Source organism: Reyranella aquatilis, assembly GCF_020880995.1.
Taxonomy (GTDB): domain Bacteria; phylum Pseudomonadota; class Alphaproteobacteria; order Reyranellales; family Reyranellaceae; genus Reyranella; species Reyranella aquatilis.
Window position 1 is genome coordinate 1 of sequence record NZ_JAJISD010000006.1, and the last position, 15,960, is coordinate 15,960.

Annotated in this window: 12 protein-coding genes; 11 read left to right on the top strand and 1 reads right to left on the bottom strand. The window is 67.5% G+C overall.

Translation table 11 applies throughout. The features are described from left to right. Nucleotides 1-554: 554 nt before the first annotated feature. The 10 genes from LJ725_RS14470 (at nucleotide 555) to LJ725_RS14515 (ending at nucleotide 13,628) form a co-directional block, all read left to right on the top strand. The gene (locus LJ725_RS14470; protein ID WP_329958367.1) at nucleotides 555-1,775 is read left to right on the top strand and encodes a CmpA/NrtA family ABC transporter substrate-binding protein; all 1,221 of its coding nucleotides are present in this window, start codon (nucleotides 555-557) and stop codon (nucleotides 1,773-1,775) included. After that, on the top strand, nucleotides 1,768-3,081 hold the full coding sequence (locus LJ725_RS14475) for a CmpA/NrtA family ABC transporter substrate-binding protein (protein ID WP_230551354.1): 1,314 nt from the start codon (nucleotides 1,768-1,770) through the stop codon (nucleotides 3,079-3,081). Before LJ725_RS14470 ends, LJ725_RS14475 begins: the two co-directional genes overlap by 8 nt. After that, complete coding sequence (gene ntrB / locus LJ725_RS14480) at nucleotides 3,081-3,980, top strand: nitrate ABC transporter permease (protein ID WP_230551355.1); 900 nt, start codon at nucleotides 3,081-3,083, stop codon at nucleotides 3,978-3,980. Before LJ725_RS14475 ends, ntrB begins: the two co-directional genes overlap by 1 nt. Nucleotides 3,981-3,994: 14 nt before the next feature. Next, nucleotides 3,995-4,798 carry an ABC transporter ATP-binding protein gene (locus LJ725_RS14485; protein ID WP_230551356.1) on the top strand — a complete coding sequence of 268 codons (804 nt, stop codon included), beginning with the start codon at nucleotides 3,995-3,997 and terminating at the stop codon, nucleotides 4,796-4,798. After that, nucleotides 4,795-6,582: a NirA family protein gene (locus LJ725_RS14490; protein ID WP_230551357.1), complete on the top strand. Its 1,788-nt coding sequence runs from the start codon at nucleotides 4,795-4,797 to the stop codon at nucleotides 6,580-6,582. The genes LJ725_RS14485 and LJ725_RS14490 overlap by 4 nt, the downstream gene beginning before the upstream one ends. After that, a complete protein-coding gene (locus LJ725_RS14495) occupies nucleotides 6,579-8,150 on the top strand; it encodes a sulfite reductase subunit alpha (protein ID WP_230551358.1) in 1,572 nt (523 codons plus the stop codon). The genes LJ725_RS14490 and LJ725_RS14495 overlap by 4 nt, the downstream gene beginning before the upstream one ends. Before the next feature lie 156 nt (nucleotides 8,151-8,306). Next, nucleotides 8,307-10,916, top strand: coding sequence for a nitrate reductase (locus tag LJ725_RS14500; RefSeq protein WP_230551359.1), 2,610 nt, complete (start codon nucleotides 8,307-8,309; stop codon nucleotides 10,914-10,916). Continuing rightward, nucleotides 10,916-12,322, top strand: a complete 1,407-nt coding sequence (cysG, locus tag LJ725_RS14505) for a siroheme synthase CysG (RefSeq protein WP_230551360.1) — start codon at nucleotides 10,916-10,918, stop codon at nucleotides 12,320-12,322. The genes LJ725_RS14500 and cysG overlap by 1 nt, the downstream gene beginning before the upstream one ends. A gap of 42 nt (nucleotides 12,323-12,364) precedes the next feature. Continuing rightward, on the top strand, nucleotides 12,365-13,114 hold the full coding sequence (locus LJ725_RS14510; protein WP_230551361.1) for a DUF882 domain-containing protein: 750 nt from the start codon (nucleotides 12,365-12,367) through the stop codon (nucleotides 13,112-13,114). A gap of 19 nt (nucleotides 13,115-13,133) precedes the next feature. Next, entirely contained in the window at nucleotides 13,134-13,628 is a 495-nt protein-coding gene (locus tag LJ725_RS14515) for an O-acetyl-ADP-ribose deacetylase (RefSeq protein WP_230551362.1), read from the top strand. 134 nt (nucleotides 13,629-13,762) lie between these two features. On the opposite strand, the gene LJ725_RS14520 is transcribed toward LJ725_RS14515, so the two are convergent. Then, nucleotides 13,763-14,338, bottom strand: a complete 576-nt coding sequence (locus LJ725_RS14520; RefSeq protein WP_230551363.1) for a DUF924 family protein — start codon at nucleotides 14,336-14,338, stop codon at nucleotides 13,763-13,765. 47 nt (nucleotides 14,339-14,385) lie between these two features. On the opposite strand from LJ725_RS14520, the gene LJ725_RS14525 reads away from it, so the two are divergent. Further along, entirely contained in the window at nucleotides 14,386-15,951 is a 1,566-nt protein-coding gene (locus tag LJ725_RS14525; protein ID WP_230551364.1) for a sulfatase-like hydrolase/transferase, read from the top strand. Nucleotides 15,952-15,960: the final 9 nt, after the last annotated feature.

Genomic DNA, 15,960 nt, shown 5'->3' on the forward strand with positions numbered 1-15,960 from the left:
GCATGCGCAAGCTCGTGACCATCCTCAACGCAATCCTCAGGGACAAAAAGCCATGGGCAAACGCTTGACCCTCACGACGGTCGCTCAGGATGAGGTAAGTGGGTCAATGTGACCTGGAACGGCGCTAAGAGGCACAAAGGTCCCTCACTTCGTTCGAGATGACATCGCCGTCGGGATTGGCGCAATGCGTCGAGTCAGAAATCGGCGTCATCCCGAACGAAGTGAGAGACCTTTCGCTTCAGGCCAACTGCCTGCCTCTTCGGCGGCACTGGCGCGCAAGCGGGCAGGCGGTATCACAACCATCTGGATGTGATTTGGGCACTGCACAACGCATCTGCCGAATTCTCCAATAGGATCAGGCGCTTCGCACTTCGCCTCGGCGCGCCTGCCGCTTGGCATGGTTCCTGCTGTCTTGTCAGCGAGACGCCCAATGATGGGCGCCTCCTGAATTTCAAGGGCAGGCCAATGGCGGTCTGCCTTTCCGGACAACGACGTCCCACACGGTCGCTTTCCCGCGGCCGCTTGGGGCGTCGTTTTTTTTGGAGTCGAGTCTGGTGGGTCACGTCGAGCGACCGAAGGTGAGAGTGGGGTTCATTCCCCTGATCGACTGCGCGCCCGTGCTGTTCGCGGAGGTCCTCGGCCTCTACGAGCGTCACGGTCTCGACGTCGAGCTGCGCCGCGAAGTCTCGTGGTCGAACATCCGCGACAAGCTGGCGGTCGGCCTGCTCGACGCCGCCCACATGCTCTCGCCGATGCCGCTCGCGACCACGCTCGGCATCGACAGCGTCAACGTCCCGATGATCGCGGCGATGACGCTGCACCTCAACGGCAACTCGATCACGCTCTCGAACGGTCTGTGGCGCGAGATCGAGGAAGCCGCGCCCGAGCATGTCGGCGACAACCGTCCCGCCGGAGCGCCGCTCGACGCCCGCGCGCTGGCGGTGGTCGTCGCCCGCCGTCGCCGCGACGGCCGGGCGCCCATCACGCTGGCGTCGGTCTTCACCTACTCCTCTCACAACCACCTGCTGCGTCTGTGGCTCGCGTCGGGCGGCATCGATCCGGATCGCGACGTGCGTCTCACGGTAGTGCCGCCGCCGCACATGGTGGCGCATCTTTCCGGCGGCACCATCGACGGCTACTGCGTCGGCGAGCCGTGGAACCAGCAATCTGCGAGCCTCGGCATCGGCCGCATCGCCGCGTCCAGCCGGCAGATCTGGGACTCGATGCCGGAGAAGATCCTCGGCACGACCGAGGCGTGGGCGCAGCAGAATCCCAAGACCCTGATCGCGCTGGTGAAGGCCATCACCGAGGCCGGCGCCTGGCTCGACGAGCCGGCCAACCGGCCCGAGGCGGCGCGCATCCTGTCGACGCCGCGCTTCCTCAACGTGCCGGCCGACGTGATCGGCCGCTCCTTGAGCCAGCCGGACTTCCACATCTTCCATCGCCAGCTCGCCAACTTCCCATGGCGCAGCCACGCCGACTGGTACCTGTCGCAGATGGTGCGGTGGGGACAGGTGGCGCCACGCCACGACATGCGGGCCGTCGCCGACCGTGTCTTCCGCAGCGACATCTACCGCGCCGCGGCCAGCGAACTGGGGCTGCCGTGCCCGCTCGACGATCGCAAGGTCGAGGGCGCGCATCCGGATCCCTGGATCATCCCGACCAACGGCGCACCGGTCGCGATGGGACCGGACAGTTTCCTCGATGGGTCGGTGTTCGACCCAAGCACAGAAACGTCAAAGACCTTCAAACAGCAGGAGAGCAATCATGGCTAACAGGAACGGCCGCAAGGGCCTGGGACGGCGCGACCTTCTCAAGAGCGCCTCGGGCGTCGCGGCGACGGCCGCCCTGATGAGCGCCGTGCGTGCCTCCTTTCCGGGCGGTGCCTTCGCGCAGACGAGCGGACCGGAGACCAACAAGGTCACGCTGGGCTTCATCGCGCTCACCGATTCCTCGCCGCTGATCATCGCCAAGGAAAAGAAGCTGTTCGACAAGTACGGCATCACCGACGCCAACGTCGCCAAGCAGGCGTCGTGGGGGACGACGCGCGACAATACCGTGCTGGGTTCGTCTTCGGGCGGCGTCGACGGCGCCCATATCCTGACGCCCAAGCCCTACCAGATGTCGCTGGGGCTCACGACGCCGGAGAACAAGCCGGTGCCGATGTACATCCTGTCGCGCCTCAACACGAACGGCCAGGCGATCTCGGTCGCCAAGGACCTGATGAGCACCGGCGCCACCGTCAATGCGGCGCCGCTCAAGGAGGCCTTCGCCAAGATGAAGGCCGCCGGCAAGGACCCGAAGTGCGCGATGACCTTCCGCGGCGGCACCCACGACCTGTGGATCCGCTACTGGCTGGCCGCGGGCGGCATCGATCCCGACAAGGACGTCTCGACCATCGTCGTGCCGCCGCCCCAGATGGTGGCCAACATGAAGGTCGGCAGCATGGAGGCCTTCTGCGTCGGCGAACCGTGGAACGAGCAGCTCGTCAACCAGGGCATCGGCTACACCGCCTGCACCACGGGCGACATCTGGAAGGACCATCCGGAGAAGAGCCTCGCCATGCGCGCCGAGTGGGTCGACAAGAATCCGAAGGCGGCGCTGGCCGTCCTGCAGGCTGTGCTCGAGGCGGCGCAGTGGTGCGACAAGCTCGAGAACGGCAAGGAACTGGCCGACATCGTCGGCAAGCGCCAGTGGTTCAACTGTCCCCCCTCCGACATCATCAACCGCATCGAAGGCAAGGTGAACTACGGCGACGGCCGCAAGATCGACAACCGCGACCTGTCGATGAAGTTCTGGCGCGACCACGCCTCCTATCCCTACCAGAGCCACGAACTCTGGTTCCTGACCGAGAACCAGCGCTGGGGCATGATGGCCGCCGACCTCGACACCAAGGCAATCATCGGCAAGGTCAACCGCGAGGATCTGTGGCGCGAGGCCGCCAAGGCGATCGGCGTTCCCGCGAACCAGATGCCGGCCGGCGTGTCGCGCGGCAAGGAAACCTTCTTCGACGGCAAGGTCTTCGACCCGGCCGATCCGAAGGCCTATCTGGCGGCCCTCCAGATCAAGAAGGTGGCGTGATGCCGGCCACTGCAAGGGCGGCCTCCGTGGCCGCTGCGACACCTGTGCCGGAAACCTCGGCCGAGATCGTCACGTTCCGGCCGCCCGTGCGGCCGGCTCTCGAACGCGCTCTGGAGATGGCGCGCCATGTCGCGAGCGTGGTCCTGCCGCCGCTCATCGTGCTCTCGATCACGCTGTTCGTCTGGCAGCTGCTCTGCTCGGAGCCCGGCGCGCGCCTGCCGCCGCCGACCAAGGTGGTGGCCGACGCCTGGGATTTCATCGCCGACCCGTTCTACGACAATGGCGGCATCGACAAGGGCGCGTTCTGGCAGATTTCCAAGAGCCTGGGGCGCGTGGCGATCGGCTTCAGCCTCGCCGCCGTGGTCGGCATCGCGCTCGGCGTTCTGGTCGGCCAGAGCACCTGGGCGATGCGCGGCCTCGATCCGATCTTCCAGGTGCTGCGCACCGTGCCGCCGCTCGCCTGGCTGCCGCTGTCGCTGGCGGGCTTCCGCCATGCCGATCCCTCGGCCCTGTTCGTGATCTTCATCACCTCGATCTGGCCGATCATCATCAACACCTCGGTGGGCGTGCGGAACATCCCGCAGGACTATCGCAACGTGGCGGCCGTGATCCGGCTGTCCTGGTGGGAGGTCTTCTACAAGATCACGCTGCCCGCCACCGTGCCCTACATCTTCACCGGCCTGCGCATCGGCGTCGGCCTCAGCTGGCTCGCCATCGTGGCGGCCGAGATGCTGATCGGCGGCGTCGGCATCGGCTTCTTCATCTGGGACGCGTGGAACAGCTCGCGCATCTCCGACATCATCGTGGCGCTCGTCTATATCGGCATCGTCGGCTTCCTGCTCGACAAGCTGATCGCCACGATCGGTCACTTCGTGTCGCACGGCGTCTCGGCGCAGTAGGGGAGCACCCGGCCATGACAACCCAGCCCTATCTCAAGTTCGAACAGGTCGGCATGAGCTTCCGCCGCGGCCAGATGGCGACGGAAGTGCTGCGCGACGTCAACCTGCGCATCGAGCAGGGCGAGTTCGTCTCGCTGATCGGCCATTCCGGCTGCGGCAAGTCGACCCTGCTCAACATCCTGGGCGGCCTGCTGAAGTCGACAAGCGGCGAGGTCTTCCTCGAAGGCAAGGTTGTCGACGATCCGGGTCCCGACCGCGCCATCGTGTTCCAGAACCATTCGCTGCTGCCGTGGCTGACCGTCTACGGCAACATCGCGATCGCCGTCGACAAGGTGTTCGGCTCGTCGAAGAGCAAGGCCGAGCGCCACGACTGGGTGATGCACAATCTCGAACTGGTGCAGATGGCCCAGGCCAAGGACAAGCGGCCGCACGAAGTGTCGGGCGGCATGAAACAGCGCGTGGGCATCGCGCGGGCGCTCGCCATGCAGCCCAAGGTCCTGCTGATGGACGAGCCGTTCGGCGCGCTCGATGCACTCACCCGCGCGCACCTGCAGGACAGCGTCATGGAGATCCATGCGCGCCTCGGCAACACGGTGATGATGATCACCCACGATGTCGACGAGGCGGTGCTGCTGTCGGACCGCGTGGTGATGATGACCAACGGTCCCGCCGCCACGATCGGCGAGATTCTGCCGGTCGACCTGCCCCGGCCGCGCCGCCGGCTCGAACTGGCGACGGATGCCGAATACGCCCGCTGCCGCGCGGCCGTGCTCGAGTTCCTCTATGCACGTCACAGGGTGCCGGCGCGGGCCGCATGACCGAGGAATTCGACGACGCCCAGAAGCAGTGGCTGCAGGGTTTCGTCAGCGGGATCGAAGCCCGCAAGGCGGCGGACAAGCTCGCCTCACGCCCGCCGGGCGCGCCGGCAGCGGGTCAGGCGATCGGACCGGATGCCCTGCAGCATGCCGCGCAGGACCGTGCCGTGGCGGCCGGCGGCCGGCTGGTGGCCGAGGAGACGGCCAAGCGGGCGCGTCATCCGCTCGATCGCTGGGACGAGCTGGTGGAGCGCGCCGGGGCGGGGCAGTTTCCCAAGGGCATCGACGTCTTCCTCACGAAGTATCACGGACTCTTCTTCGTCGCGCCGGCCGAGAATTCCTTCATGTGTCGGCTGCGCATGCCCAACGGCATCCTGAACGCCTGGCAGATGCGCGGCCTGGCCGACGCGGCCGACGCGTTCGGCGGCGGCTATGCCGATGTCACGACGCGCGCCAACCTGCAGATCCGCGAGATTCCGGCACGGCACGCGATCGACCTGCTGCTGGCCGTGCAGGATCTCGGGCTCACGGCACGCGGCTCCGGCGCCGATAACATCCGCAACATCACCGGCAGCGCGACGGCCGGCATCGACCCGCAGGAGCTCTACGACACGCAGCCGCTGTGCCGCGCCATGCACCATTACATCCTCAATCACCGCGAGATGTATGGCCTGCCGCGCAAGTTCAACATCGCCTTCGACGGCGGTGGGCGCGTGCCCGTCCTCGAGGACACCAACGACATCGGCTTCGTGGCGACCGAGGTGACGGGCGGCGAGGGCTTTGAGCCCGGCATCTATTTTCACCTCCAGTTGGGCGGTATCACCGGCCATCTCGATTTCGCCTTCGAGACCGGGGTTCTCCTGAAGTCCGACGAATGCGTGCCCGTGGCGGGCGCCGTGGTGCGTGCCTTTGCCATCCACGGCGATCGCACCAACCGGCAGAAGGCGCGACTGAAGTACGTGATCGATCGCATGGGCCGCGAAGCCTTCCTGGCCGAAGTCGAAAAGGAACATGGGGCGAAGCTGCGCCGTGCAGCGGGCGCGCAGTTGGCGCCGCGCACGCTGGCGGACAAGCATGGCCATATCGGCGTGCATCGCCAGAAGCAGGCGGGGCTCAACTATCTCGGCCTCGTCCTGCCGGTGGGCCGCATGACGTCGGCGCAGATGCGCGGCGTCGCCGAGATCGCGGAGCGCTTCGGCAGCGGTACGATCCGGCTGACCGTGTGGCAGAACCTGCTGATCTCAGACGTGGCCGACCGCGACGTCGGCCTCTGCATCACCGCCTTCGCGGCGCTCGGGCTGCGCGTCGAGGCGAGTGCCCTGCGGCGGGGCCTGGTCGCCTGCACCGGCAATGCCGGCTGCAAGTTCGCGGCGGCGAACACCAAGGGCCATGGATTGAAGCTGGTGGAGCATCTCGAGAGGCGACTGGCCATCGACACGCCGATCAACATCCACCTGACCGGCTGCCACCATTCCTGCGCGCAGCACTATGTCGGCGACATCGGCCTGATCGCGGCAAAGGTCGAGCGCGGCGAGGACAGCGTAGAGGGCTATCACGTCTTCATCGGCGGCGGCGCCGCGGCGACCGCTGAGCAGGCGATGGCGCGGGAGTACGCGAGCTCGATTGCCTTCGACGACCTGCCGCCGCTTCTCGAAAGGCTGTTGTCGGCCTATCTGGCGCACCGTTTGTCCGCCGCCGAATCGTTCTTCGAGTTCTGCCGACGCCATGAGATCGCGGCCCTGCGCGAGCTGGCCGATCGCGCGCCGGTGCTGGCGCTTGCCGCATGAACATCGTGACGCCCATTCCGCAGATCGTCCCCGAGAACGCGCCGTTCTCGACGGAACAGCGCGCCTGGCTGAACGGCTTCTTCGCCGCCTATCTCGGCGTCGCCGACAGCGCCGCTGCGGATGAGGCGGCAGAACCTGCCGAGCCCGAGGATCATCCCTGGCACGATGCGGCGCTGACGATGGCCGAGCGGCTCGACCTGGCAAAAGGCGCGAAGCCCGAGCGCCAGCTCATGGCCGCGATGGCGCAGCTCGATTGCGGCCAGTGCGGCTATCTCTGCCAGACCTATGCCGAGGCGGTGTGGTCCGGCGCCGAGGCCGACCTGGGCCGCTGCGTGCCGGGCGGCAAGGAAACGCAGCGCAAGATCAAGGAACTCGTGGCTGCGCTCGAGCCGCTGCGAAGCGGTTCCGCCGTCGCGGCCCCCGCCTTGAAACCCGCGGCACAGGTCGGCTTCTCGCGCGACCGGCCCGCACTCGCCACGCTGGTCGACGCTCATCCGCTCAACCGCCCCGGCTCCGCCAAGGACGTGCGCCACGTCGTGCTCGATCTCTCGGCGAGCGACGTCACATACGAGGCGGGCGACAGCCTGGGCGTCTTCGCCCGCAAGAATCCGCAGCTCGTGCAGGCGGTGCTCGACCGGCTCGGCGCCACCGGCGAGGAGATGGTCGGCATCGATCACGAGGCGCTGCCACTGCGGCAGGCGCTGCTCAGCAAGGTCGACATCGCCCGGCCGAGCGACGAGTGCATGCTGTTCCTCGCGAACCGTGCCTTCGACGGCGAGGAAGCCTTGAAGCTCCAGGCGCTGGCGGCGGGCGAGGGGCCGCCGGAACTGGCCGAGGCCGATCTGCTCGACTTGTTGCAGGCCTTCCCGTCGGTCTCGCCGTCGCTGCCCGGCCTGTTGAAGTCGCTCGACCGGCTGCAGCCGCGTCTCTATTCGATCGCCTCGTCGCCCAAGGCGCATCCGGGCGAGGTCCATCTGACGGTCTCGGCGGTGCGTTGGGACGCGAAGGAAAGGACCCGGACCGGCATCGGCTCGTGCTACCTCGCCGACTTTGCCAAACCGGGTGACGTCATCCCGGTGTTCGTGCAGAAGAGCCATGGCTTCGCGCCGCCCGTGGACGATACGGTGCCCGCCATCATGGTCGGGCCGGGCACGGGCATCGCGCCGTTCCGGGCTTTCCTGGAGGAGCGCGATGCGCGCGGGGCCAAAGGCAGGAACTGGCTGTTCTTCGGTGACCAGAAGCGCACGACGGACTTCCTCTACGAGGACCAGATCGCCGACTGGCAGCGGCGCGGAGTCCTGTCGCGCCTCGATCTCGCCTTCTCGCGCGACCAGGCCGAGAAGATCTACGTCCAGACCCGCATGCGCGAGAACGCCGCCGAACTCTGGGCCTGGTTCGAGCAGGGGGCGCACTTCTACGTCTGCGGCGACGCCAAGCGCATGGCCAAGGACGTCGAGACGGCGCTGCTCGATATCGCCATGGAGCAGGGCGGCAGGAGCCCTGCGGAGGCGAAGGTCTGGCTCGACGGCCTCGCGAAGGCCGGCCGGTATCAGCGCGATGTCTACTAGGCGCCTTAAGTCCTCAATCAATCCACCCAACCTCGTCCCGAGGAGCCGTGCGGAGCATGGTGTCTCGACGGATGGGCAACGAGCGTGGTGCGCGTGCCCACCCTTCGAGACGCGCTCCTTCGGAGCGCTCCTCAGGGTGAGGTCGTTGTTGTCGTCATGACCGCCGCCGGTGTCCACACGACCTGCCCCTATTGCGGCGTGGGATGCGGGATCGTCGCCACGCCCGACGGCCGGGGCGGGGCAGGCATCGCGGCCGATCACGATCATCCGGCCAATCAGGGACGGCTGTGCTCGAAAGGCGCGGCACTGGGCGAGACCCTGTCGCTGGAGGATCGCCTGCTGCATCCCGAGATCGACGGCCGGCGGGTTTCCTGGGACGTGGCGCTCGACACGGTGGCGGATGGTTTCCGCAGGACCATCGCCGAACACGGACCCGACGCCGTTGCCTTCTACGTCTCCGGCCAGTTGCTCACCGAGGACTATTACGCGGCGAACAAGCTGATCAAAGGCTTCCTCGGCACCGCCAACATCGACACCAATTCGCGTCTCTGCATGGCGTCGTCGGTGGCCGGCCACAAGCGCGCCTTCGGCAGCGATACTGTGCCGGGACGCTATGAGGATTTCGAGCTGGCCGACCTCGTGGTGCTGGTCGGCAGCAATCTCGCCTGGTGTCATCCCGTGCTGTTCCAGCGGATCGAGGCGGCCAAGCGCGCGCGGCCGTCGATGAAGGTCGTGGTTGTCGATCCGCGCCGCACCGAGACCTGCGACATCGCCGATCTTCATCTTGCGCTGAAGCCCGGCAGCGACGTGGCGCTGTTCAATGTCCTGCTGGCCGGTCTTTCGGCGCGCGGCGCGACCGACGGCCGCTTCGTCGCGCAGCACACGTCGGGTCTCGCCGAGGCGCTGGCCGTCGCCCAGGCGACCGACGCCGCCGCCTGCGGCCTCGCGGCTTCGGATCTCGCCACCTTCCTCGACTGGTTTGCCCGCAGCGAGAAGGCGGTGACGCTCTATTCCCAGGGCGTGAACCAGTCGAGCGCCGGCGTCGACAAGGTGAACGCGATCATCAACTGCCACCTGCTGACCGGACGCATCGGCCGGGCCGGCATGGGACCCTTCTCGATCACCGGCCAACCCAATGCGATGGGCGGACGCGAGGTCGGTGCGCTGTCCAACACGCTGGCGGCCCACATGGACTTCGGCCCGGCGGAGATCGACCGGGTCGCGCGATTCTGGGGCGCGCCTCGCATGGCGACCCGGCCCGGTCTCAAGGCGGTCGAGCTGTTCGACGCGGTGCGCGCCGGCCGCATCAAGGCGGTGTGGATCATGGCCACCAATCCCGTCGACAGTCTTCCCGATGCCGATGCCGTCCGCGCGGCGTTGCGCGCATGCGATCTCTCGATCGTGTCGGAGGCGATCCGCGCCACCGACACCGTCGACGCCTGCCGCATCCGCCTGCCGGCGCTGGCCTGGGCGGAGAAGGACGGCACGGTGACCAATTCGGAGCGCGGCATCTCGCGCCAGCGGCCCTTCCTGCCGCCGCCCGGCGAGGCGAAGCAGGACTGGTGGATCCTCTCGGAGGTCGCAAAGCGCCTCGGCTATGGCCAGGCCTTCGCCTGGCGCGGCGTCGCCGACATCTTCCGCGAGCACGCCGCCTTGTCGGCGTTCGAGAACGCGGGCACGCGCGATTTCGATATCGGCGACTGCGCCGCGCTCGACGATGCCGCCTACGATTCGCTGCGACCCTTCACCTGGGGCGGCGCGAGCGACAAGCGCTTCTTCGGCGACGGCGGCTTCTTCCATGCCGACCGGCGCGCGCGCTTCATCGCCACGACGGCACGCGCGCCCGTGAATGCGCCGCAAGCCGCGCGACCGATGATCCTCAACACCGGCCGCGTGCGCGACCAGTGGCATACGATGACCCGCACCGGAAAGTCGGTGCGCCTTGCCGGGCATCGTCCGGAGCCCACCGTCGAACTGCATCCAGGCGATGCGTCCGCGCGCGGACTTGCGGACGGCGACATCGCGGAAATGTCGAGTGCGTGGGGACGGAGCGTGATGCGGGTGCATGCGAGCGATTCGGTGCGGCCCGGCGAGGCCTTCGCCCCGATGCACTGGACGGCCCAGGTCAGTCGTGCCGGTCGCATAAACGCTGCGGTCAACCCGGCGGTCGATCCGATCTCCGGGCAGCCCGAGCTCAAACACACGCCCGTCGAAATTCGACGTCTGGATATGCGCTGGCATGGCACGATTCTCGCTCGTCGCGCTCTCATGCTGCCGGAGATTTCCTACTGGGCGCGGATGCAGGGCGCCGGCTATCACGCCTACAGCGTGGCGGGCGAGCAGTCCTTCGCAGTTGCACAACGCATGTTGGCGGCGGCCGTGCGCACGACCAATCCCGGCCCTTGGCTCGTCGGCGAGAAAAATGTCGCCGCCGTCATCAGTGATGGAAGGGTCGAGGCGATCCTGTCGCTGACCGAGACGCATGACGCCGGGGCCCGCGACCGCTTCGCGCCGTTCATGGCGCTGGATCGCCTGAGCGATGCCCAGCGTGACCAGCTGCTGCACGGCGGCACCGATATGCATCGCGGCGGCGAGATCTGCGCCTGCTTCGGCGTTTCGTGCGGTGCCGTCGAAGCCGCCATTGCCGATGGAGCGACATCGCTGGCCGCCATCGGTGCGCAGACCCAGGCCGGAACGAGTTGCGGTTCCTGCCGTCCCGAACTTCGCGCGCTGTTGCGCAAGGCCCGTCTCGCAAAGGCAGCCTGATGCAGACCTTTCCGCTCTTCCTCTCCCTCCAGGGACGCCGCGCGCTGATCGTCGGCGGTGGCGACGCGGCGGCCCGCAAGGCCGAGCTGCTGCTCAAGGCCGGCGCGCAGGTCTCCCTCGTCGCGGGCACGGTGGGCGGCGAGATCGCCCAGCTGATCGCCGAGGGCCACATCTCCTGGGCCGGCTGCAACTTCCATGACGGCGAACTGGACGGGATGTCGCTGGTCATCGTGGCCACCGAGGACGAAGCCGAGCAGGCGCGAGTCTCGGCGGCGGCGCAGAAGCGGTGCGTGCCCGTCAACGTCGTCGACCGGCCTGCCCTGTCCAGCTTCATCATGCCGGCCATCGTCGACCGGTCGCCCGTCACCATCGCCATCTCGACGGGCGGCGCGGCACCGGCCCTCGCGCGCCGTGTCCGCGCCGAGATCGAGCGCAGCCTGCCCGCCGCGTTGGGCCGGCTCGCGCGCTTCGCCGATGTCTTCCGCGAACAGGTTCGTCGTACCCTCGTCGTACCGCGTGCGCGGCGTCGCTTCTGGGATCGCGTTTTCGAGGGCCGTGTCGGCGAGCTGGCCCTGGCCGGCGACGAGATCGGCGCGCGCCGCGAATTGATCCGCCTGCTCGACGGCGTGCGCAACGAAACGGCGTCGACCGGCATGGTCCACCTGGTGGGCGCTGGCCCCGGCGACCCCGACCTGCTGACACTGAAGGCGCACCGGCTGCTGCAACGCGCCGACGTCGTGGTCTACGACCGGCTGGTCTCGGACGAGGTCCTGTCGATGGCGCGTCGCGACGCGGAGCGCGTCTATGTCGGCAAGCGCCGGGCGAATCATTGCGTGCCCCAGCAGGAGATCAACGACCGGCTGGTGGCCCTGGCCCGCGCCGGCAAAAGCGTGGTGCGCCTGAAGGGCGGTGATCCGTTCGTGTTCGGCCGCGGCGGCGAGGAGGTCGAGGCGCTGGTGAAGGCGGGCATCGCCGTCGAAGTCGTACCCGGCGTGACCGCGGCGCTGGGCTGCGCCTCCAGCGCGGGCATCCCGCTCACCCATCGCGACCATGCGCAGGCCTGCGTACTCGTCACCGGTCACCTGAAGGACGGCACCGTCAACCTCGACTGGGAGATGCTTTCGCGGCCGCGCCAGACGGTCGTCATTTATATGGGAGTGGGAGCCCTGAAGCAGATCGCCTCGCAGCTCATCGCCCACGGACTCCCGCCCTCAACACCCGTCGCCCTGATCGAGCACGGGACGACCGAGCGCGAAAGGAGGGTGGTGGGAACCCTGGCCACCATCGAGGGGCAGGCTCAGAGGGCCATCCTGACGGGCCCAACTTTGTGCATGGTAGGTGAAGTTGTGGGCCTGGCCCTCAGCCGCGACCAGGAATTTAGCTTTGAGTCGAGAATGGGTCTCTGATAAGGGTGTCTGTGACAAAAATGCAACAACACCGGGGCAGGGATGCGTAGCTTTGTACTGAGCCTGGCGACTCTGTTGGCATTTGCCGGCACCGGCTTCGCCCAGACGAATACCGGGGCTTCGACCGCTCCGAAGGTCAAGAGCGCCGCTTCCGCCGACAATTCTAACACGAAGAAGAAGACAGCCGCACCGGCCAAGTCGGCCAGCGTCCAGAAGGTCGCTGCCCAGCAGAAGAAGGCGCCGGCCGCCACGCCGCAGCAGAATCGCGCCGCCGCCGCCGCCCGCTACGGCGGCTTCTCGGCCGCCGCGATGGCCGCGCCGGTTCCGGCGCCGGAACTCGACCTGTCGAGCCCGCGCAGCCTCAGCCTGATGAATTTCAACACCAAGGAAGAGCTGACGGTCACCTACTGGTCGAACGGCGCCTATCATCGCAGCGCGCTCGACCAGCTGAACCAGTTCCTGCGCGACAGCCGCGACGCCGGCGTGACCGAGATGGACCCGCTGCTGTTCGACGTGCTGTGGCACACCGCCCGCATCTCGGGCTACGCCGGCACGATCGAGGTCCTGTCGGCCTTCCGCTCGCCCGAGAGCAACGCCTGGCTGGCCAGCGTCAGCCGCGGCGTCGCGCGCGACAGCCAGCACATGAACGGCAATGCGATGGACATCCGCTTCCCGGGCGTCCCCGTGTTCCGCATCCGCCAGGCGGCGCGCTCGCTCAACATGGGCGGCGTCGGCTTCTATCCGCGCTCCGGTTTCGTGCACCTCGACACCGGTCCCGTCCGCTACTGGTAAGGGCGATACCGGCAAGAGCATGAGCCGTATCGAGATCGTCGAGGGCGACATCACGCGCCTCGACGTCGATGCCATCGTGAATGCCGCCAACGAAAGCCTGCTCGGCGGCGGCGGCGTCGATGGCGCCATCCACCGCGCCGCCGGTCCCGAACTCCTCGCCGAGTGCCGCACGCTGGGCGGCTGCCCGACCGGCGAAGCGAAGATCACCAGCGGCTACCGCCTCAAGGCGCGCCACGTCATCCATACGGTCGGCCCGGTATGGCAGGGCGGCCGGCAGGGCGAGCCCAACCTGCTGGCGCGCTGCTATCGCAACTCGCTGGCGCTGGCGGTCGTGCACGGGCTGCAGAGCATCGCCTTCCCCGCCATCTCGACCGGCATCTACGGCTATCCGAAACGCGACGCCGCCGAGATCGCCATCCACGAGGTCAACATGATCCCGATGATCGAGCGAGTCATCTTCTGCTGCTTCGACACGGAAACCGCAGACCTCTACCGCGAGATCGCGGGCGTTTAGAATCTGCGTCACCCCCTCACCCAACCTCTCCCCCTGGCGGGGGAGAGGAACATGAAATTCAAACTCCTCTCCCCCGCTAGGGGGAGAGGCTGGGTGAGGGGGCTCCGCACCGCCTATCAGTCGCGGGACCTCTTTTACTGCCCGTAGCGGTTCGCGTTCTTCAGGTACTCGATCTCCTCCGCCGTCGTCGCCCGGCCCAGCACTTCGTTGCGGTGGGGGAAGCGGCCGAAGCGGGCGACGACGTCGCGGTGCTCGATCGCGGACTTGATGTTGTTCTCCCCGCCGATGGTCTCGAACAGCGCGCAGGCGAGGTGCTGATCGGCCAGATGCTCGCTGTGGCCGAACGGCATGTAGAAGAACAGGCGCATGTCGGGCGGGAATACCGACGGATAGAAACGCGCCAGGGCGTAACGTGCAGTCTCTATGGCCCGGGCGTCGCCGTCGAAGGCCCGCGCCGTCTTGCGGAAGCAGTTGCGCGTGAACTGGTCGCAGAGAAGGATCAGCGCCAGCGCGCCCTCGGGCGAGTCCTTCCAGGCGTCGAGTTCACCCGCGAGGGCGCGCGGGATCATGGACCCGAACCGCTCGATCATCTCGGCATCGAACTCGGGCGTGCTGGTCCACCAGATGTCACGCGGCTTGCCGCGATCGGGATGCCCCAGCGGCAGGAACCAGAAATCGATGATGTCGCGGATGGACGGCGCCTGTGTCATGCGGCTTAGTTAGACAGGGCACGCAGAAGCCGTCGAGTGAGGAAACCGTGGGCAAGGTCAAAAACGTTTTGTTCATCATGTGCGACCAGTTGCGCGCGGACCATCTGTCGTGCGCCGGCCATCCGCACCTGAAGACGCCGGCGATCGACGCGCTGGCGGCGCGCGGCGTGCGCTTCCCGCGCGCCTATGTGCAGTCCGGCGTCTGCGGACCCAGCCGCATGAGTTTCTATACCGGCCGCTACGTGTCGAGCCACGGCGCCACCTGGAACCGCGTGCCGCTCTCCCTGCGCGAAAAGACGATCGGCGACTTCCTGTCGGCGGCCGGAATCAAGGTGGCCCTCGCCGGCAAGACCCATGTCCTGCCCGACCTCGAGGCGCTGGAACGTTTCGGCATCGAGGGCGGTTCGGCGCTGGACGCGCTGATGCGGGCCGGGCGCTTCGAGGAACTCGACCGCTATGACGGCCATTCGCCGCCGGGCGCCGAGAGCGGCTACGCGGCCTATCTCCGCAGGCACGGCTACGTCTCCGACGATCCGTGGAACGATTTCGTGATCGCGGCCGACGGTCCCGGCGGCGAGAAGCTGTCGGGCTGGCACATGCGCAACGTCCATCTGCCGGCACGCGTGAAGGAGGAGCATTCCGAGACCGCCTACATGACGCGCGAGGCGATGCGCTTCATCGACGAGATGGGCGAGAAGCCGTGGTGCCTGCATCTCAGCTACGTGAAGCCGCACTGGCCCTACATGGCGCCCGCGCCCTATCACAACATGTACGGCGCCGCCGACATGCTGCCGCTCAATCGCGACGAGCAGGAACGCGCGAACGAACATCCCGTGCTCGCGGCCTATCGCGAGATGGAGGAATCCGTTTCCTTCAGCCGCCCCGAGGCGCCGGGCATCGTGCGACCCGCCTATATGGGCCTGATCCGCCAGCTCGACGACTGGCTCGGCCGCCTGTTCGCGCACATGGAGCGGGCCGGACGGCTCGACGACACGCTGATCGTCTTCACCGCCGACCATGGCGACTTCCTGGGCGACCACTGGCTGGGCGAAAAAGAGATGTTCTACGAGGAGGCGCAGCGTGTGCCCTTCATCGTGGTCGACCCCGATCCCGAGGCCGATCTGACGCGCGGCACGGTCGACGAGCGCTTCGTCGAGGCGATCGACGTCGTGCCGACCATCCTCGAGACGCTGGGCCTGCCGCCGCAGGACCATCTGCTGGAGGGCCGATCGCTGCTGCCATTGCTGCGCAGGATCCATCTCGACGGCTGGCGCGACGCGGTCTTTTCCGAACTCGACTATTCCTTCCGCGAGGCGCGCAAGATCCTCGGCCGCAAGCCTTCGGAATGCCGCGCCATCATGGTGCGCACCGATCGCTGGAAATACGTCTGGTGGCAGGGATACCGGCCGATGCTGTTCGATCTTGCCAACGATCCGAAGGAGCGCCGCGACCTCGGCGGCGATCTCACCTACGCGCCGATCTTCCGCGAGATGGAGGAGCGGCTGAACGCCTGGGCCAAAGCGCGCAAGAGCCGCGTCACCGTCGACGATGCCTATGTCGAGGCCCGTACGGCCAAGCACCGCCAGCACGGCATCTTCTTCGGGCAGTGGTAGGAATGAGTG

What these genes read in the sequence shown, in the direction of transcription:
- LJ725_RS14475 (WP_230551354.1), top strand. Translation starts at nt 1,768, where the DNA reads ATGGCTAACAGGAACGGCCGCAAGGGCCTGGGACGGCGCGACCTTCTC.
- ntrB (WP_230551355.1), top strand. Translation starts at nt 3,081, where the DNA reads ATGCCGGCCACTGCAAGGGCGGCCTCCGTGGCCGCTGCGACACCTGTG.
- LJ725_RS14485 (WP_230551356.1), top strand. Translation starts at nt 3,995, where the DNA reads ATGACAACCCAGCCCTATCTCAAGTTCGAACAGGTCGGCATGAGCTTC.
- LJ725_RS14490 (WP_230551357.1), top strand. Translation starts at nt 4,795, where the DNA reads ATGACCGAGGAATTCGACGACGCCCAGAAGCAGTGGCTGCAGGGTTTC.
- LJ725_RS14495 (WP_230551358.1), top strand. Translation starts at nt 6,579, where the DNA reads ATGAACATCGTGACGCCCATTCCGCAGATCGTCCCCGAGAACGCGCCG.
- LJ725_RS14500 (WP_230551359.1), top strand. Translation starts at nt 8,307, where the DNA reads ATGACCGCCGCCGGTGTCCACACGACCTGCCCCTATTGCGGCGTGGGA.
- cysG (WP_230551360.1), top strand. Translation starts at nt 10,916, where the DNA reads ATGCAGACCTTTCCGCTCTTCCTCTCCCTCCAGGGACGCCGCGCGCTG.
- LJ725_RS14510 (WP_230551361.1), top strand. Translation starts at nt 12,365, where the DNA reads ATGCGTAGCTTTGTACTGAGCCTGGCGACTCTGTTGGCATTTGCCGGC.
- LJ725_RS14515 (WP_230551362.1), top strand. Translation starts at nt 13,134, where the DNA reads ATGAGCCGTATCGAGATCGTCGAGGGCGACATCACGCGCCTCGACGTC.
- LJ725_RS14520 (WP_230551363.1), bottom strand. Translation starts at nt 14,338, where the DNA reads ATGACACAGGCGCCGTCCATCCGCGACATCATCGATTTCTGGTTCCTG.